General features: G+C 61.3%; 15 protein-coding genes. 5 read left to right on the top strand and 10 right to left on the bottom strand.

From position 1 onward, the window contains the following. Positions 1-294: 294 nt before the first annotated feature. The 3 genes from DQ229_RS11790 to DQ229_RS11800 form a co-directional block, all read right to left on the bottom strand. On the bottom strand, positions 295-975 hold the full coding sequence (locus tag DQ229_RS11790; RefSeq protein ID WP_238381058.1) for a sigma-70 family RNA polymerase sigma factor: 681 nt from the start codon (positions 973-975) through the stop codon (positions 295-297). Between the two features lie 115 nt (positions 976-1,090). After that, positions 1,091-1,582: a YciE/YciF ferroxidase family protein gene (locus tag DQ229_RS11795; protein ID WP_114966463.1), complete on the bottom strand. Its 492-nt coding sequence runs from the start codon at positions 1,580-1,582 to the stop codon at positions 1,091-1,093. A 120-nt stretch (positions 1,583-1,702) separates the two neighbouring features. Then, positions 1,703-1,930 carry a hypothetical protein gene (locus DQ229_RS11800; protein WP_114966464.1) on the bottom strand — a complete coding sequence of 76 codons (228 nt, stop codon included), beginning with the start codon at positions 1,928-1,930 and terminating at the stop codon, positions 1,703-1,705. A gap of 594 nt (positions 1,931-2,524) precedes the next feature. Here DQ229_RS11800 and DQ229_RS11805 point away from each other — a divergent pair. The 3 genes from DQ229_RS11805 (at position 2,525) to DQ229_RS11815 (ending at position 8,698) form a co-directional block, all read left to right on the top strand. After that, positions 2,525-6,838, top strand: a complete 4,314-nt coding sequence (locus tag DQ229_RS11805) for a chemotaxis protein CheB (protein ID WP_114966486.1) — start codon at positions 2,525-2,527, stop codon at positions 6,836-6,838. 262 nt (positions 6,839-7,100) lie between these two features. Continuing rightward, positions 7,101-8,156: an extracellular catalytic domain type 1 short-chain-length polyhydroxyalkanoate depolymerase gene (locus DQ229_RS11810; protein WP_238381059.1), complete on the top strand. Its 1,056-nt coding sequence runs from the start codon at positions 7,101-7,103 to the stop codon at positions 8,154-8,156. Positions 8,157-8,335: 179 nt separating this feature from the next. Next, positions 8,336-8,698: a PRC-barrel domain-containing protein gene (locus DQ229_RS11815; RefSeq protein ID WP_114966466.1), complete on the top strand. Its 363-nt coding sequence runs from the start codon at positions 8,336-8,338 to the stop codon at positions 8,696-8,698. A 137-nt stretch (positions 8,699-8,835) separates the two neighbouring features. Here the strand turns inward: DQ229_RS11815 and DQ229_RS11820 are convergent, their stop codons facing one another. Both DQ229_RS11820 and DQ229_RS11825 read right to left on the bottom strand, forming a co-directional pair. Then, positions 8,836-9,786 (bottom strand): PRC-barrel domain-containing protein, encoded by a 951-nt coding sequence (locus DQ229_RS11820; RefSeq protein ID WP_114966467.1) that lies wholly within the window; start codon positions 9,784-9,786, stop codon positions 8,836-8,838. Positions 9,787-10,264: 478 nt separating this feature from the next. Then, on the bottom strand, positions 10,265-10,918 hold the full coding sequence (locus DQ229_RS11825) for a DUF1236 domain-containing protein (protein WP_114966468.1): 654 nt from the start codon (positions 10,916-10,918) through the stop codon (positions 10,265-10,267). Between the two features lie 379 nt (positions 10,919-11,297). Between DQ229_RS11825 and DQ229_RS11830 the strand changes: the two genes are divergently transcribed. Beyond that, entirely contained in the window at positions 11,298-11,942 is a 645-nt protein-coding gene (locus DQ229_RS11830) for a YiaD family glycine zipper/OmpA-like lipoprotein (RefSeq protein WP_114966469.1), read from the top strand. Between the two features lie 537 nt (positions 11,943-12,479). Here the strand turns inward: DQ229_RS11830 and DQ229_RS11835 are convergent. Then, positions 12,480-13,223 (bottom strand): Crp/Fnr family transcriptional regulator, encoded by a 744-nt coding sequence (locus DQ229_RS11835; RefSeq protein ID WP_114966470.1) that lies wholly within the window; start codon positions 13,221-13,223, stop codon positions 12,480-12,482. A gap of 145 nt (positions 13,224-13,368) precedes the next feature. Between DQ229_RS11835 and DQ229_RS11840 the strand changes: the two genes are divergently transcribed. Then, positions 13,369-13,620, top strand: a complete 252-nt coding sequence (locus DQ229_RS11840) for a hypothetical protein (protein WP_420796867.1) — start codon at positions 13,369-13,371, stop codon at positions 13,618-13,620. Between the two features lie 21 nt (positions 13,621-13,641). On the opposite strand, the gene DQ229_RS11845 is transcribed toward DQ229_RS11840, so the two are convergent. From DQ229_RS11845 to DQ229_RS11860, 4 genes are all read right to left on the bottom strand, one after another. Continuing rightward, positions 13,642-13,797: a DUF3309 family protein gene (locus DQ229_RS11845; protein WP_114966471.1), complete on the bottom strand. Its 156-nt coding sequence runs from the start codon at positions 13,795-13,797 to the stop codon at positions 13,642-13,644. Between the two features lie 623 nt (positions 13,798-14,420). Further along, positions 14,421-14,696, bottom strand: coding sequence for an ElaB/YgaM/YqjD family protein (locus DQ229_RS11850; protein WP_114966472.1), 276 nt, complete (start codon positions 14,694-14,696; stop codon positions 14,421-14,423). Between the two features lie 424 nt (positions 14,697-15,120). Then, positions 15,121-16,794, bottom strand: coding sequence for a mechanosensitive ion channel family protein (locus DQ229_RS11855; protein WP_114966473.1), 1,674 nt, complete (start codon positions 16,792-16,794; stop codon positions 15,121-15,123). 403 nt (positions 16,795-17,197) lie between these two features. After that, positions 17,198-17,438: OmpA family protein (locus DQ229_RS11860; protein WP_155326509.1), on the bottom strand; the 241-nt coding region annotated here is incomplete at its 5' end.

The raw sequence follows: 17,438 nt of genomic DNA on the forward strand, positions 1-17,438 counted from the left end.
ATGCCGGCGCCCGCCTTGGCCCCCGCCGGCAGAACTTCGCGCCGGAAGGCCAGCACCGCACCCTGCAGACTGGCCTGCATCAGCCAATAGCCCGGCAGCGCCCAGACCCGCCCGGTTGCAGACGACCGGCACATGCTCGGGCCAGAGCACGGCGGAGTTCACGGCGAACAGAGCGCTCAGCGGCCGCGGCGGCCGCGCCGGAAATGCCACCGCCAGCAAGGGTGACACGCCGGCGATAAGCAGTGCCGCGTGCAACAACCGATTTCTTGACCATGTTCAGCAATATTTGTCGCTTCAGCATGATCCGGCTCCTTCAGGCACCAGAACCGCAGCCGACGCCTTGCGATGCGCTCCGGCCGGGCGCGGCATCGCACTGGTGCGCGGCATTTGCGCATGATTTGCCGCCTCGTCATGCGCTATAGTCCGGTTGAGCGTGGCTCTGCCCCGACTTACGCGGCTCTTGATCGTGCCGATCGTGCATTGGCAGGCATCGGCGGCTTCCAGTTGCGAGAACCCGTAGGCCCCCATCAACACAAGCGGTCGACGCTGGGTATACGGCAGCAGGGCAATGGCTGAAATCAGCTCTTGCAGAGCAAGCGCATGATCTTGACGCGGCTCTTCGAACAGGGTTTCGGCCATGGCGCCCCCGGCGTCCTCGACTTCGCGACGATACTTGCGCAGCTGCGAAAAGAACGTGTTGCGAAGGATCGTGAACAGCCAGGCGCGCAAATGGCTATCGGGGCGGTAGCTGTCGCGGTTGACCCAGGCCTTCAGAAGCGTGTCCTGAACCAGATCCTCTGCCCGATGTTGGTTGGATGTGAGCTTCAGCGCATGACGGCGCAGCGACGCTGCTTGCTGGGGAAGAAGTGTGTGAAACGGATGTCGTTCGGTCATGGGTTGTGTCTCGCATTCAGTTGAGATTTGACATGAGTTTCCACCCCTGCCGTGTCGCCGGCAGCTCGAAACGTCTTGCATTCTGGGTTCCCGCCGGTTGGCCGGATCGGCTGCGGTCGAAGCTAGCCGTCAGGCCTGCCGCAACAGTGGCCCCCGCGTGGGAGAAACGTTTGGGGGCCCACCATCAGGGTGCGCATCAAGCTGCTGCGGCAGCGTTCAGGCGTTTCTCGGCCAGCTTCGACAGGGCCCGGTCGGCGCCATACTCTTCATCCAGCGTTGATTTCAGGAGTGCTGCCGCCTTCGGATGGCCGAGTTGCCTGGCCCAGGCGACCAATGTGCCGTAGCGCGCGATCTCGTAGTGCTCGACCGCTTGCGCAAGCGAGATGAGCGCGGCATCCATCGTCTCGGCGTCATCGATATCGGCCATCAAACCCTCGGCTTCTTCGACCAGGCCGACCATTGCATCGCATTTTGCACCGCGGGCCGCCTTGCCAAGGCTTTCGAACACATCTTCAAGCCGCACGACATGGTCTTCGGTTTCATCCCGGTGCGACGACAATGCTGCCTTCAGACTCGGATCAGTCGCCTTGCGCTCCATTTTTGGAAGTGCCTTGAGAATTTTGCGCTCGGCGTAAAGAACGTCCTTCAAGGTGTGAAGGAAGAGGTCGTCAAGGGTTTCGATCGTCATGGGTGTCTCTCCTGTGAGATGTGTGCTGGCATTTGCGCGATACGCTGGCTGCGAAAATTCCAGATGAGGGAAAATGGATAGCAGCGGCAGCCTTGGCCCCGGTCGGAGCGTGAGGCGGCGTTAGTTGACCCGTAGATCTTGAGTTTTCGCCGCCCCGCGGTGCGGAACGCGGTCCACTGGGTCGAGCGTGCGCATGGCATTGTTGAGGTCTGACCAGAAAAGCTCCATGAAGCGTTCCGTGCGTTCCTTGCTTCGCAGCGCTCGGATTGCTCTGTTTATCAAGCGGTCAGCTTCAATTGCTTCGGTGAGCGAGCGTATGAAGAGTTCCGACTGGTTTTCTTTGGGCATCTTGGATTCCTTTCTCCGTGACGTACGGAAGTGGATTGACGCGGTTCAGGATCTCACAGCAGCAAAGCGATGATGAGCACGACGAAAAGCGGTGCTCCGAGAAGCCAGGCGATGAGTGGTGTAGATATCGATGCGAAGCCGGGCATAACTCGACGGTCCCTGTTTTTTGACGGATGGGTCGATCAGTTGATGTGCCGTCACCGCGCCGCTGATTGGCGCGCGAACATTTTTAAAGTCGACTGGAGAGCCGGATTTTATCGCCCGCCGAATAGTGAAGTGGGAAGGGGGAGTGGGGTTCCCGTTTCACTAATCGTCGGCCTGGCCCTCCAGTCTTGTAAGACACTCGTGACTCACGGTGCCTCAGTGATTCGAAGTTACGTTTTTTGGGAGTTGGTGAGTAGCGACGGAATCTACTCATACCCTCGGCGCGTGGCAGCTCGAGGGCCCCGCAGCGTGCCGGTCAATTGAGTATTCGGCGGTGCTGAATCTTGTTATTTGTGATTTGTGTGACCAAGTGATGCCGAGGATCATATTCTGGTTGCCCCATGAGAAAACTCACGCCAGAACGGCAGTCAGCGCTCATTGGAGAAGGTCATGTCTGAACACGGAGCGCAATCAGACCTGCGAGTCATTGCCGTCGGCGCCTCTGCCGGCGGGCTGGAAACCTGTCGCGCGCTTTTGAAAGACATGCCCGGGGATGTGCCGGCCGCGCTGATTCTGATTTTGCACCTCGACCCGTCGCACGACAGCATGATGGTCGATCTGCTCGCCCGCCACACAAGGCTGAAGGTTGTACAGGCGTCGGAAGGCATGGCGCTGCAACCGGGGGTCGTGCATGTCATCCCGCCGGGCGCTTTCCTGACCGTTGCCCATCGGGTCATCCATCTGTCCGAACCCGAAGGCGGCAAGGCGGTGCGGCTTCCGTTCGATGTCTTGCTGCGGTCGCTTGCCAAGGATGCGGCCGCACAGGCGGCCTGCGTTGTCCTGTCGGGCACGGGCACCGACGGCAGCTTGGGCATTGCCGAGGTCGATGCCGCCGGCGGGCTGGTGATCGCACAGGACCCCAAGGAGGCAACCTACTCGGGCATGCCCGAAAGCGCCATTGGCACCGGTTCCGTGGCACAGGTTCTGCGCATCGACCAGATGATTGGCGCGCTCAAAGAGTTCTGGGGGGAGGCGTCGGAAGACTCAGCGCCGGAAACCGACGCACCCACGCGGCGCGACGACACCGCCCCCCGCGACGATCCTGCGCGCACGGCCGACTATGACGACCTGCTTTCTTATGTGAGCAAACATGCCGACCAGGATTTCGCACTCTACAAACGTGGAACCCTGGAGCGTCGCATAGCCCGCCGCATGGCCATTGTCGGCCTCGGGCCGGACGAGACGGCGCGCTATCTGGACATGCTTCGATCCGATGCCGAGGAACGCGCCCGGCTTTTGGCCGACCTCCTGATCCATGTCACCAGCTTCTTTCGCGACCCTTTGGTGTTTGACCACCTGACCGAAAAGGCCATTCCCGACCTACTGGCGGAATTGCCGGCCGATCGGCCGCTGCGGGTGTGGGTCGCCGGGTGCAGCACGGGCGAAGAGGCCTACAGCATCGCCATGACCTGCCTTGAGGCCATGGACAAGGCCGGGACGGGCACGCGATTGCAGATCCTTGCCTCGGATATCGACCCTGACGCCATCGCGACGGCGCGGGCGGGGTTCTACCCCAAGGAGATCGAGACCGCCGTGTCCCCCGAACGTCTGGCCCGGTTCTTCGTGTCCGAAGAAGGCGGCTGGCGGGTCACCTCGGCCTTGCGGGACGTGATCGTGTTCACTGTGGCGGACCTGCTGTCGGACCCGCCGTTTTCCAGGATCGACCTGGTGTCGTGCCGCAATCTTCTGATCTATCTGGGGCCGGACGCGCAGAAGCGCGTCATCGCGCGCTGCTGCTTTGCACTGCGCCCGGGCGGGCTGTTACTGCTGGGGTCTGCGGAGATGCCGGGGCAGAGCGATGACTGCTTTGCCGTCGAGGACAAGAAAGCACGGCTTTGGCGCCGCGTCGGGCAAAGCCGCCCTGGCGATCTGCATTTCGTGACCGGCAAGCGCGAGGAGGCGTCGCCAACACCCTCCCCCACGCCCGTGGGGCGGAGCACGCTGGCCGAACTGTGCCGCCGGATCGTGCTGGAACGTTATGCCCCCGCCGCCGTGCTGCTGAACAGCCGGCTCGACGTTCTGTATCTGCTCGGGCCGACCGAAAAGTACCTGAAGATTACCCAGGGCCACCCCGATCCTGGTGTTCTGGGAATGTTGCCCAAAGCCCTGCGCGCACGGTTTCGCGCGGCGGTGTCATCGTGCAACCCATCGAACCCCTTCGTGACCGTATCAGGCGGCCGCCTTACCGGCGGCACCGGCTTCAACATCGAATTTCACACCGTTTCGGCGGGGAAAGAGCCGTTATTGCTGGCCTGCTTTGTCGATACGCCGCGTCCGGGCCAGGGCGCTGGCTCAGAAGCATCGGAGACCGAGAAGACGGACCGCGCTTCGAATCTCGAGGCCGAACTGGAGGCCACGCGCAGCGACCTGCACGACGCCTTGCGCGATCTGGAACAGGAGGTCGAGGCACATGCCGCCGATTCCGCCGAAGCGCTTTCGGTGAACGAGGAGTTTCAGTCCACCAACGAAGAATTGCTGGCCTCGAAAGAAGAACTGCAATCGCTCAACGAGGAGTTGACCGCGCTCAACAGCCAGTTGCAGGAAACGCTGGAACGGCACCGCACCACCGCCAATGACCTGCAGAACGTGCTGTTCAGCACCGACATTGCCACGCTGTTTCTGGACATGGACCTGAATATCCGGTTCTTCACCCCTGCGGCACGTGAAATTTTCCGCGTGATCCCGAGCGATATCGGCCGCCCCCTTGCAGACCTTGCAGCTGTGTCCCGCGATGACGACCTGACCCAGGACGCCCGCACGGTGCTCGAGTCTTCCGACCCGATCGAGCGTGAAATCGAAGGGGGCGGGGGGCTTTGGTTTCTGCGCCGGGTCCAGCCCTACCGCGCCGAGGGCGGGCGTGTGGAAGGCGTCGTGGTCACCTATAATGACATCACCGAACGCAAACGGAACAATGCGGCCCTGGAGGCCGCAATGCACGAGGCCGACCGGGCGACCAGAGCGAAATCACGCTTCCTCGCCGCCGCCAGCCACGACCTGCGCCAGCCGCTGCAATCGATGGCGCTGCTGCATAATCTGTTGACCCGAAACAAGCGATCGACCGAAGGCGTCCGTCTGGCCAAGCTTCTGGATCAGACGCTGAATTCCATGACAGCGATGCTGGATTCGATGCTGGATAGGAACCGGATCGAATCCGGCGTCGTCCGGCCGGAGATGCGCCCCGTGCCCCTCGTCCCGCTGATGCAGCGCCTCGTGGATGAATTCGGCCCGCTTTGCAGTCGCAAGCACCTGAAACTGCGGTTCGTGCCTTGCAAGGCCTGGGTCCATACTGATCCGCAGCTACTGGAGCAGATCCTGCGCAACCTGCTGTCCAATGCCCTGAAATACACGCCCAAGGGCGGCATCCTGCTGGGGTGCCGGCGGCGCGGCGAGCATTTGACCATTCATGTCTGCGACAGCGGCATCGGGGTGGCGGCGTCGGAAACCAAGACCATCTTTGACGCCTATCACCAGGGTGACAAGGCCCCCGCGCTTGCCGAAGGTGGCCTCGGGCTTGGGCTGTCAATCGTTCAGCGGCTTGCACAGCTTATGGAGCATCCGATCGCTGTGCGTTCGAATCCCGGAAAGGGGTCGGCCTTCATGATTACGTTGCCGGTTGTCGATGCAGATCGCGATGACCGGCCCGACCCGAACATGGTGTCCGAGCTGACCGATATACAGCGGCAGACCGGAACGATCCTAGTGGTCGAAGACGAGGAGCAGCTGAAGGATCTGCTGGCGGAGGTTCTCACCAAGGAGGGGCACACGGTCATTACCCATACCAATGCCAAGGATGCGCTGGCATGGGCCAGTGGCGACGTCGCCAGGCCCGATCTTCTGTTGACGGATTTCGACCTGCGCGGAGGCGCCAGCGGCTTGCAACTGGCGCAGGATCTGCCGGACGTTCTGGGCGACAAGCTGCCGACCATCATACTGACCGGCGACATTTCCACCGCGACACTGCAGAACATAGCCAAGGCTGATTATCAGCAGGTCTCCAAGCCGGTGATGCCCGAGGTTCTCCTGGCGCAAATTTCCGATCTGATGCTCACGGCCCGGACTGCACAGACCAGGACCGTCCGACGCGCTGAGGCGTCCAGCACGACTGTGCATGTCATCGACGACGATCCGATGATCCGCAAATCCATGCGCCGCCTCTTCGAGGCCGAGGGCTGGATGGTTGCCACATATCCCTCGGCCGAAGATTTCCTTGCCCTGCCGCGACCCGAGGGGGACCACTGCCTTCTGGTCGATCACCGTCTGCCCGGCATGAATGGTGTGGCATTGATCGCCCAGCTGCGGGCCGAGGAGCTGCAGTTGCCCGCCGTCATGCTGACCGGCCATGGTGACGCCGCCATGGCGGTGGCCGCGCTGAAGGCCGGGGCGTCGGACCTGATCGAGAAACCGGCAAGTGCCGCCGACCTGCTGGCCAGTGTGCGCCACGCAATCGAGGCGCGCGAAGATGACCACGCGCAGTCCGAGTCGCGCAAGGCCGCGCAGAACCGGTTTTCGGATCTCACGCCGCGCGAGCGCGATGTAATGGCGCGCGTTCTGAAAGGCGCACCGAACAAGATCATCGCGGCCGATCTGGGGATCAATCAGCGCACGGTCGAGAACCATCGCGCCGCAGTGATGCGCAAGACCGGGGTGAACTCCCTTCCCGCGCTGGTCCGGCTCGCGATTGCGGCCGGCCTCGAAAGCGCTTGACGCAGGGGCGCGGTGCGGGATGCGATCGGGTTTCCTTGCGGCTTCTGCCCTACGCACCGGATGATGCTTGGAACGAGAAGCGGCCACGGCGCGTTTCGGAACTCGTACCCTAAGCGCGCGCATTTCCTTCGATTGTCGAGGGTGTACGCCTCCTTTCAAGGACTTTCTCATGTCACCCAGCTTCGCGGCCACGATGCGCCGCACAACCCGAATGATGGATCCACATAATCAGTTCAAGGTTGTCCGAAATCTGCAGAAGAGCATGGCGGAAGTCATGATCAACGCGGCCTTTGCCCCGTTTGCAGACCAGGCGCCAAAGGGCGCCAAGCGGCGCAAGGCCAGGGGCCCGAAGGTGGGTCGGTCGCTGGGGGGCGTTGTGCAGCAGTTGCGCGCGGCGCAACCGCTGATGGGCGGGGCCGTCGGCCGGCCGACCGGGCGCCAAGCCACGCCGCGCATTCCGACGGGTGCGCAGTATATGGCCCGCTGGCATCGCAGCGCTGCGGGATCACGCGGCTACAAGCTCTATCTGCCCGCCAGCCGGCCGAGGCGACCCAAGGGCCTGATCCTGATGCTGCACGGCTGCTCGCAAAACCCCGATGATTTTGCCATCGGCACCCACATGAACGCACTGGCCGAAAAGCATGGCCTCGCCGTCGCTTATCCGGCGCAGACCAGAAGCCGCTTCAACAGGGCGTCGTGCTGGAAATGGTTCCGGCCGACACATCAGCACCGCGGCGTGGGCGAGCCTGCCATTCTGGCCTCGCTGACGCGAAAGCTGATGCGAGAGTTCGGCATCCGCCGCGACGGCGTCTTCGTGGCCGGATTGTCTGCCGGCGGCGCGATGGCCGTGATCCTGGCGGACCTCTATCCGGAGGTCTTTTCGGCGGCGGGAATTCATTCCGGCCTTGCCCGCGGGTCGGCGCACGACGTGGTCTCGGCGATGTCAACCATGCGCAGCGGCGCAGCTTCCACGGGTTCCATACCGGCCGTCGATGCGCGCGCACTCCCGGTTCGGCGGATCATCTTTCAAGGTGCGGCCGACAGAACCGTCCACCCCTCAAATGCCGGGATGATCGTTGCGGCGGCGGTCGGGGATGACGTGGTGCCGACAAGAACTGACAACCGCTCGGCAGGCGGGCGCGAATATGCCCGCAGCGAATATGCCGGAGCTGACGGCACCACCCTGGTCGAGTTCTGGATGATCGATGGCGCGGGGCACGCCTGGTCCGGCGGGCGACCGGCGGGATCCTATACCGACAGAAAGGGGCCAGACGCCTCGACTCACATGCTCCGATTCTTCATGGGGAAATCCGCCTGAGACCAGTTCAGGTTGGAACGCCCGCGACCTCTCCGGAGTTATTTCCATGTGACCGCAACCCGAAGCGGACCCTGCCGCGCAAGACGACAAGAGGTAATGACGCTTCGGGTTGCGGTCACGACCCTGCAGGGGGCACCTGCTGCCAGCGATCCCGGCCTAGAAGGATCAAGGAGAATCTCATGATACATACACCAACCACACAGCACGGAGCTTCAGGTGACGGCGCCTTCGGGTTCGTTCGCAATGGCTATGACCGGGCGGAAACGCACGATCTGACGACCTCGGACGTCGATAGCGCAACCGTCTATGGCCGCAATGACGAGACCATCGGAGCGATCAGCTCACTCAAGGTCGGCACAGACGGCAAAATCACCGATGCCGTGGTCGATGTCGGCGGGTTTCTTGGCTTGGGCGCGCATTCCGTTCTGTTGCCGTTCAACCAGCTGACCGTTCTGCGCCAGACCAATGGCTCTGACGTGCGCGTCCACCTGGACACGACCAAGGAAAAGCTCAAGGCGATGCCGCACCACACCGGCGGCTGACCCCGCCGCCTGAGCGTTGAAATGAAAGAGGCCGCACAATCACTTGTGCGGCCTCTTTCGTCAGCTTGTCTCAGGATGTGTCGGTCAAATCATCGCTGCGTGGGCCGCAACGAAAAATACTGAAACGTCCCGAAGTATCAGTTCGCGGCCGAATACTGCGGCAGTTCCTGGATCTGTTCCTTGCTTGCATCTACATAGAGACGCACCGAGTCATAGCCCTCGGTCGACAAGATCGTCAGTTCGTCAAAGCGCAGCGAGGCCTGGCTCGTGCCGATGCCGAGAAAGCCGCCAAAATCGATGATGACATTGGTGATTGCACCGTCACCATCGAGAATCATGTCCGTGACAGAGCCGACATCGTTGTCGTTGATATCGTAGACATTCTCGCCCATGAGCATTTCGGTCGAGACATCCGTTACTTCAACCCGATTGTAGCCATCTCGCTGGACCTCGGGTGCCGCAAACGCGGTCCGCTCGGTACGGGTTTCATCGCGAACTTCAGCAGCGCCGGTCCGCGCAGCCTGGTCGTTACGAGTATCATCGGTGCGTTCTGCACGATCAGCCCGCGCCGCGGTGCGGTCATATGCAGGAGCGTCCAACAGCATGTCCGCCCCGGTATTCACCACAATGTACATCTGCGACCGGTCGTCGGAATCGGACGCGAAGGTGACCTGATCCATCGTCACCGCCACTTCGTGCTCGCCCATTCCGAGAAAGCCGCCGGCGCCGATCACGATCGCACGAACCTGACCATCGTTGGACAGAACGACTTCGTTGATCTGGCCGATATTTTCCATGTTCTCCAGTTCGGCGCGGTTCATCATCGCCAGATCGTGCGTTCCATCCGCGTTCACTGACGCGCGATCTCCGGACGCCGTCGTGTCGCCCTGGACGCGGCGCGCATAGACATCATGCCCGAGCAGGTCGGAAGCAAACAGGTCCGAGGAACTGCGCTCGGCGAGAAAGCTGCCCATTGCCGCATTGTGCTGTTGAGTTGCAGGATTGGCGGGGGGCGCCGTTTGAGCCAGCGTCACGGCCGGGAAGCCGAGTGCGACCACCAGGGCCGTGGTTGAAAGTAGCTTTTTCATTCGGAAATCTCCTTGAAACCTTCGTCAGCGAGAAGCAGATCGACAGCCGATCGCGTGCTCATCCAACAGGATAGAAATGCTCGCCAGTGCAATTCGTTCCGTTTTCTTTTGGTTCTTTTCGAGTAATGCCTGGGGGAGGCGTGTATGAACAGGCTTCTACATGGGGTAATCGCGGGAGCGGGCTGCCCCTGAACACCAACCAATTTCTTGGAGGGCGGCTGTTCCCGATATGACAGCAGGGGATCACGACTGGACGCCATGGCCCAAGCATCGAATGGAGAACAGCCATGAGGGAATATATCAGTCTCCATCTGACGCTGAACGATATGGCGGTATCGATTAGCCGTTATGCGGCGCGTTCTGCTCGTCCATTCCACAAATGATCACCCCCGCGACAGCTGTTGCGGGGGTGCCTCTTTTTTTTAAAGCTCTGTCGAGGGAAGGTTTTTTAGAAAACTGTTGATGACAGCAGTCTAAATCAACGAACGATGTGAATGATCCGGCGATCATCGCGCTTCACGATCACGCGCACGCCATTGACGTAGCCGTAATAGTATTCGCTTTCGGGCACTTCCGCCAGTGTGACCCCCTCGGGAATACCGGCACCAACGACCACTTCACCGTCCAGGTAAACCGGATCGACGGGATTGCTTCGAACATATGTGGTCACCCGCTCGTCGGGAGTCGCCGAGGCTCCGATTCCCAGGCCGATCGCCGTGCCAATGAGCGCGCCTACCGGACCCCCGATCATCGCGCCGGCGGCTGCGCCAGTGGCCCCCCCGACGGCCGTCGCTGCCCCCGAATCCTCATAGGTAACGGTACGCATCTCGATGCGGTCGCGGTTGGCGTAGATCGGAGCCGGGGCATCGTCGATCAGGGTGGTCAGGTATTCGCCCGAAGCCCACCCATCGACGCCGTCATAGTTGACCCGGCACCAGTTGGAGGCTTCGAGGCAGCCGTCGACTGTCACGGCTTCCGACTCCGGAATGACCGTCGCGATTTCGTATGTGGGGCCGGGGCCGACGCGGAGGTTCAGGTCGGTCCAAGCTGTTGCCGTGGTTTCGCCATACGCGGCTGTGGCCAGCAGCAGGCCGGCAATGGTGGTAGCGCCCAGAGAAATCTTGGTATTCATGGCTTGATCCTTTCGTCTGTTCCAGCGCCGCGGCGTACAAGCATTGGACAGATCGGGGGCTTGTCCGTTGCTCATTTGTGCAGATGCCTGAAAAGACTTTCAGCAACCGGAGATTCGGTTACCAGGTGTCATGATGGATCGATTGGCCCATGTCCGCACTGATCCATGTTGGTACTGGCGGCCCAAGCAAGAATGAAATCCTGAGCCTGTCGCGGATCGGATTGCCGTCAGCCAGGTCGCACCGAGTACGCCCGCCGATCAGGTGATTTCGGCCTAACGCAGATCAGGATGTATTGCGGTGAATGATGTCATTATCCGTTCAGTTTGGGGCAGATCGCTTCGCCGGTGCGTTGCGGATCCCTCATGAGAGGACGGCGTTATGGGCTATCATGGAAAGACGATTTCGATCGGCGTTGTTGCTGCGGCGCTGATAGTGGCTGGCTGCACGAATCCTGACGGGACGACCAATCAGCCCGTAACAGGTGCAATGATAGGTGGGCTGACCGGGGCGGCAGCCGGGCAGGTCATCGGCGGGGATACCCGGGCGACACTGATCGGTGGCGCGATCGGTGCTGCGGCCGGTGGTGCGATCGGTGCACAGATGGCCGCACAGGAGCGCGAGTTGCGCCAGTCTCTCGCCGGCACGGGCGCCGACATCAGGAACACCGGCAGCGACCTCAGGGTCATCCTGCCCGAAACGGTGACGTTCCGCACAGGATCGTCGGTTGTCGATCCCGCGTTCCGGCCCTCACTGAGGGCGGTTTCGGAAAGTCTGCAGCGGTATCCCAACTCCACGGTCCGCGTCATCGGCCATACCGACAATGTGGGCACGGCGGCCCATAACAACCAGTTGAGCCAGGACAGGGCGCTTTCGGTCGCGCGGCAGCTCATCGCCTACGGGGCACGGGCATCGCGGATCTCGGTGACGGGGCGTGGCTATTACGAGCCGATCGCGACCAACACCACCGCTGCAGGCCGCGCCGAGAACCGCCGTGTCGAGATCGTGATCATACCGAACAGCTGAGCGCACTCGACACCCGCAGCCATGGGACGGGACGGGTTCACCCCGCTCCCGTCCCGTTTCTTTCGCGATACCGGTGTGTGGGCGCATAAAATCTTTCAGTGACCAACCTGCATCAGTCTCGCCCGCGCTGTATCCGGGTATGCTTCTCGAGACGGCAACATATTCCACCGCCGGTCGTTTGTTCCGAGTGATGGCGAAGCTTCCCCGTCCGGCAACCGGGCTCTGCTGCAACCCGGCAGGGAGGCTTCGTCAATTCGGGCAAACCCACCAGGGACCGAGGCCAAGGATGCCAGATCTTCGATGCCAGGCACGTCCGACAAGATGAAGTCGGTCGAAGCGGCCTGAAACAAGGCTCCGGCCGGCCCCAGGAAGGACGCGGCGCTTGAAGCATTCCCAGACGGTCGAGAAGGCGCATACGGAGAAGAATGGCGGCGAATGCACCCGTGAGCCCGAAGCGGCCAGGCACGCACTCGCATGATCGACATGTGACGCATGACGACGCCTTTTCGGCAAGGGAACCCGCGCCAAGAGGCGCCCTCAGCGCAGCCGCGGCCCTTCCTGATCCAGATACGCCATGTCGAAACCCGCGATGTCACCAAGGCGGGCGAAATCGTCGAATGCCACACGCCCATTCCGGAAGGTCACGAGGCCATTCTCGCGCATGTGACGAAGAACGCGGTTCACATGCACGGCGCTCAGGCCCAGGGCATCGGCAAGATGATACTGCGTCAGGGGGCAATCGAAACCTGTCCTGTCGCCCAGACCCACCAGCTGCAGCCGCGCCCCGAGTTCGAGCAGGAAATGCGCCATGCGCTCTTCGGCCGAGCGTCGGCCCAGATTGACCAGATGTTCCACGACCATCGCCTCGTCCCGCGAGGCTGCCCAGAGGACGGCAGTGGCAAGCCGCGGCGCGTGTGCGAAAGCATCCAGAATGTCGGATCGGAGCACTTCGGACGCCTCGATCCGGGTTATGGCCTCGATTCCGTGATCCGAGGTGCGGAACAGGATGCTGCGCAGGCCCAGGAAATCGCCCGGTATCTGGAAGTCGACGATCTGCCGCTCGCCGTCCGACAGCAACTTGTAGGAACAGGCCCAGCCTTCAGCCAGGATGTAGGCCGATGCCTTTGTCTGCCCCTCATGGATCAGTTCGTGACCGGGCTGAAATCTGCGACGTCGCCGGTAAAAATGCAAAAGCGTTTCCTGGTCGGAGTCCGATAGCGCGACGAAGGCCGAGAGCTTTCGTGTCAGCGGGCTATCCAGGGTCAGCGTTCGGGTTTCCATACGGCACCTGCATCAGGATGTTCGCCGATTGCAGGCAATTGAGAAAATGGATGCCTCAGGCTGCTCTGCATCAGTCCAGTATAGCAGATAACGCCTATACTCGTGAAACGTTCCGACCAGTCGGTGCCGGTTCGGTTACCCAGAGATGAAAGTGAACCCGACCATGTCTATTCCCGACGATATTGCCGGAACCGCCGCGCTGGCCATCTGTGAATCGCTGCTGCTTGCGCTGAACGATCACAAGATTCTGCCTGAAAGGGAGATCCTGGGCGTTCTCAAGGATGCGGCGGCGGCGCACGAGAATGTTCCGGCGGGCGACAAAGATGCCCTGAACGCGGCCGTGGCCGCGCTGATTAACGGCATTCTTGCCGGCGGCAATTCCGTCCGCCGGCACTGAGAGCGCCCGCCGGTCAGGCCGTCAGATGCGCCCTGTGAGTACAAGAACGATCAAGATCACCAGAATGACCCCGACTGCGCCGCTGGGCCCATAGCCCCAGGACCGGCTGTGGCCCCAGGTGGGAAACACGCCGAGCAAAATCAGAACGAGAATGATGATGAGAATGGTGCCGAGCATGGTGCTGTCCTTTGTCCCGGTTTGAAATTGAGTGGTCCCGCCGCGCGAGGGAAGACGCGGCGGGACAATCCGGCAGCACGATCACCCTTTGCGCGGGGCGTCCATCGCCTTGCCGAATGCCTGCTTGAAACGCCACGTCGATCTGGCTGGACCTGCCTTCAAGCTCGAGAGACTAGTCGCCTGACGCCTGGCCCAGTTTTTCCTTGATGGAGCCTCCAGCCCGCTTGACTCTCCCCTTGATGCGATTGTTGTCCACGGCCCGAGGATCCCTATCTGGTGGCGGCACCACTCGGCACAGACCGCAGAAACAGGCTTGCGGAGGGCACCAAGTGAAGCATCTACGCAGGTTGCCGCTCGCACGGAACTAACCTGTGTCAGCGCGACCGATAGCCGCCTTGAATATGGTCGGTCCTAACCGTCAAACCTGTCGTATCCGCCATGCCGTTGGTATCGGACCCGAAGCAGGCCGGGGCGGCGCAGCTCTCCACCGTATCACCAGACCCCGCCATATCGCGCCGGATGGTTTCCCAGGCTCCGTCGGGGCGTGCGCGAGTCCGCTGTGCTGGGCTTCATCGCCGGGGTGGTCATCTTCGCGGCGATGAATGCGGCGATGTCATGACAACTCAGCCCTTCCTTGCCATCATGCCGAGCAGGAACCCGGCCCCCGCGGCAACCCCGACTGCTGTCATGGGATGGTTGATCACTGCATTGGTGGCCGTGGCCTGTGCGTCCCGGCTGGTCTGGCTGATCTGTCGCCCGGCCTTGTCGATTCCTTCGGACACGTCGTCCCTGACCGTTGCGGCGAGCTTCATCAGGTCGGCCCGCAGATCCTCGACCTGCTGGCTGAGCTCGTCAGGGGAAGGGATGGCTTTCTTGGCCGACTTCAGGGTGTCATTCATTCTGTATCTCCAGAAATGGATCGATCGCACCGACGATATGGATGGTCTGGTTCATAGATTCCTCGTCTGTTCGATGATCGGAAAATGGCCATCCGTGTGTTCCAGATGTCTAGGTCATTTGCCGATCAAACGACACAACATGGATCAGTGTCCGGGCGGGATCTCGACAGAAACCGACGCTCCCGCAGCCGCTGATGCCCGCGCTCACTCGGTTCACCGCACGGGCAAGACCAAAGGCTACACCGGCATGGGAACCCGGCTCGCCATAGCGGGCCGATGATGCCGGGGCAGGGAAACTGGCGAATGCCCGATGGCGCGAATTGCGTGCCAGAGATCGATCAGGAGATTGCCGTCAGGGAGGGCATCATGCCACCACCTGATTACGCCGTCGCCAGCTTTTGGGTGTAATTTTCCTCGTGGCTTCTCATCTGCTGTATTCCAGGAAGCGTTCGCGCCACCACCACTCGGGGTGTTCCCTGCGCACAAAACTCACAAGCTCTTCTCGCAGGCGCATTTCAATTGACCAGGCGGTAGAGGGATCTGGAGCCATTGCGTAGAATTCGATCGTCAGCCCGTTTGAAGATTGGTCAGTGACATAGGCCGCAAGCTTGTCGTGCTCGACCACCTCGGGGTCGGCTTTGGCGATCGCGTTGAACTTGTCGCGCAGGGCAGCCACCTCGGCCATTGGATCGAGAACAAGCCGAATCGTACAAAGCACGCGTTCATCGACGACCGACCAGTTCTTGAAGGGATACGACACGAAATATTTCACCGGCACAATGATCCGTCTCTCATCCCATGTGCGCAGCCGGATGAAGGTGAAGAAAATCGCCTCAACGATACACCAGGCTCCTTCGTAATGTATGCTGTCGCCAATCCGTACAGGCTTCGCAATCGCGATCTGCAGAGAAGCCACGATATTGCCGAGCGTGGTTTGCCCCGCAATTGCGAGAATCACCGTCAAAACGCCTGCGGAAGCAAGCAACGTGAGGCCCATGTCGGCGAAAATGTTGAACTGCATCAGCACGAAAATGATCGAGAATCCGACCGTGACAACCAGGATGATCCGCCTCAGGGCGTAGATCGAAGTGTAGAACTCGCGTTCAGACGAGTTAGGGGAATCGTAATTGTCGCCCAAGTATCGTCGGGTCACATGGTCGAGCAGTGCATCGATAACACGCAGCGCGGCAAGGCTGAAACCGACAACAACCAGCATAACCAGCGTCGGTGTGATGACAGCGGTCGCGGCCTCCGAAAAGGAAACGACGAAGCCCAGAAGCCACTGGGCCGCCACTGACGCTACCACCAGCGACAATGGTAGCGCCGCGCGCTCGAATGCGCGACGGAGCACGCGTTCATCGGACAGATGTCTACCCAGGCCGATGAGTCTTGAGGTTAGCAAGCCGACGAGTGTCAAGATGGCGACCACCAGTGGCAGTGCGATCCACTCCCAAAGCCGAAGCCAGCCGAGTTCTGCCTTCATCGCTTCGGGAATGTAGGCCTCGAAGGCTCTTGGCCCGAAAGCATCGTAAAGAAGGTCAACACTGTCGACCGTGTCGGGCGAGAAGAGCCAGACTGTGTTGGCGGCTTCGTCGGCCGAGGATTCTGCGGCATAACGGCCGAGGCGAATGGCGTAGATTTGCCCGTCCACTTCGAGTTCCCCGAGGAGGTAGTCCCGCCGAGGCTGTGATACATCATGACCGTTCGCGCTGTCGGAGGTCCGCGCATCGGGTTCGGGTGGTATGCTCGACCAGTTGATCGAGAGTTTGCGATCAATGGTCGACTCGAGTTTAGCCGCAAGCGTCGATCCACGCGTTTTCTGTTCGTCCTTTGGCAGGTTCGACAGGTTCAGGACGTGCGCAGCGGCTTCAAGATCGCCCTTCTCGGCAAGCTCGAGAAAGCTTCTGAGTGCGACGCGTGGGGAGCTTCGATCCACAACGTTCGGCGGCGCTTCAAGGCCCGGATTGATTGCTTCGGTTTCATACCAGAGCGCCGGGTTATCCTGCGCCGCAAGATGAACACTTGTCGCAACTGCAGCGGCGAGGCACGCGGCAAGGATTATAAGAATGCGTTTGACGTGAATGACGATAGCGTTCATTGAACCACGCCGGATTTATTGGGGGGAATTAAGCTCGTCATTTGAAAGACTTCCGACTTGAACTGGCGGATTTCCCAGCGCCCGGCGTCGAGAATGAAGCCGAAAATCGCACCGGCGACGCCCGGGTCTTTCCGAGGGTGGCAAGCAGCGCGTCGCGGGAAACAATGATCTCGGTGTTGAATTCATCGACACGGGGGTGAGGGCCGTCGGTTCGACAACGGCCGCCGTAGCTGCCACGCGTTGTGCCGGCCCCGCGCCTGTAGATGTTCGGCAAATGGCCATCCGTGTGTTCCAGACTGACCATTTGCCGACCGGATGGCACAACGCGGATCAGCTTCCGGGCGCATCCCCGGCAGGCGCGAGAGGCGCGATGCGGGGATGGGACCCGGGAAGCCAGTCAACCTCAGTACTGCCGCACGAGTGTGGTGATCCGGCGCACGGCGACCCGCCGGTTCAGGCGTTCGGCCTCCTGGGTCGGGATCTTGAGGTGGCTTTCGCCATAGCCCTGCACGACCATGTTCTCCGGCGGAACACCGAAATACTCGGTGAGCGCCAGCGCCACCGACTCGGCCCGCCTGTCAGACAGCAGCAGGTTGTAGCCGGCGGGTCCGATCGCATCGGTATGGCCCTCGACGAGGAACAGC

Origin of the sequence: Alkalilacustris brevis, from assembly GCF_003350345.1 — a bacterium.
Taxonomy (GTDB): Bacteria; Pseudomonadota; Alphaproteobacteria; order Rhodobacterales; family Rhodobacteraceae; genus Alkalilacustris; species Alkalilacustris brevis.

Bases quoted from the DNA above. Each gene is read 5' to 3' on its own strand.
- DQ229_RS11790 (WP_238381058.1), bottom strand. From the start codon at position 975: ATGCAAGACGTTTCGAGCTGCCGGCGACACGGCAGGGGTGGAAACTCA.
- DQ229_RS11795 (WP_114966463.1), bottom strand. From the start codon at position 1,582: ATGACGATCGAAACCCTTGACGACCTCTTCCTTCACACCTTGAAGGAC.
- DQ229_RS11800 (WP_114966464.1), bottom strand. From the start codon at position 1,930: ATGCCCAAAGAAAACCAGTCGGAACTCTTCATACGCTCGCTCACCGAA.
- DQ229_RS11805 (WP_114966486.1), top strand. From the start codon at position 2,525: ATGTCTGAACACGGAGCGCAATCAGACCTGCGAGTCATTGCCGTCGGC.
- DQ229_RS11810 (WP_238381059.1), top strand. From the start codon at position 7,101: ATGGCGGAAGTCATGATCAACGCGGCCTTTGCCCCGTTTGCAGACCAG.
- DQ229_RS11815 (WP_114966466.1), top strand. From the start codon at position 8,336: ATGATACATACACCAACCACACAGCACGGAGCTTCAGGTGACGGCGCC.
- DQ229_RS11820 (WP_114966467.1), bottom strand. From the start codon at position 9,786: ATGAAAAAGCTACTTTCAACCACGGCCCTGGTGGTCGCACTCGGCTTC.
- DQ229_RS11825 (WP_114966468.1), bottom strand. From the start codon at position 10,918: ATGAATACCAAGATTTCTCTGGGCGCTACCACCATTGCCGGCCTGCTG.
- DQ229_RS11830 (WP_114966469.1), top strand. From the start codon at position 11,298: ATGGGCTATCATGGAAAGACGATTTCGATCGGCGTTGTTGCTGCGGCG.
- DQ229_RS11835 (WP_114966470.1), bottom strand. From the start codon at position 13,223: ATGGAAACCCGAACGCTGACCCTGGATAGCCCGCTGACACGAAAGCTC.
- DQ229_RS11840 (WP_420796867.1), top strand. From the start codon at position 13,369: ATGAAAGTGAACCCGACCATGTCTATTCCCGACGATATTGCCGGAACC.
- DQ229_RS11845 (WP_114966471.1), bottom strand. From the start codon at position 13,797: ATGCTCGGCACCATTCTCATCATCATTCTCGTTCTGATTTTGCTCGGC.
- DQ229_RS11850 (WP_114966472.1), bottom strand. From the start codon at position 14,696: ATGAATGACACCCTGAAGTCGGCCAAGAAAGCCATCCCTTCCCCTGAC.
- DQ229_RS11855 (WP_114966473.1), bottom strand. From the start codon at position 16,794: ATGAACGCTATCGTCATTCACGTCAAACGCATTCTTATAATCCTTGCC.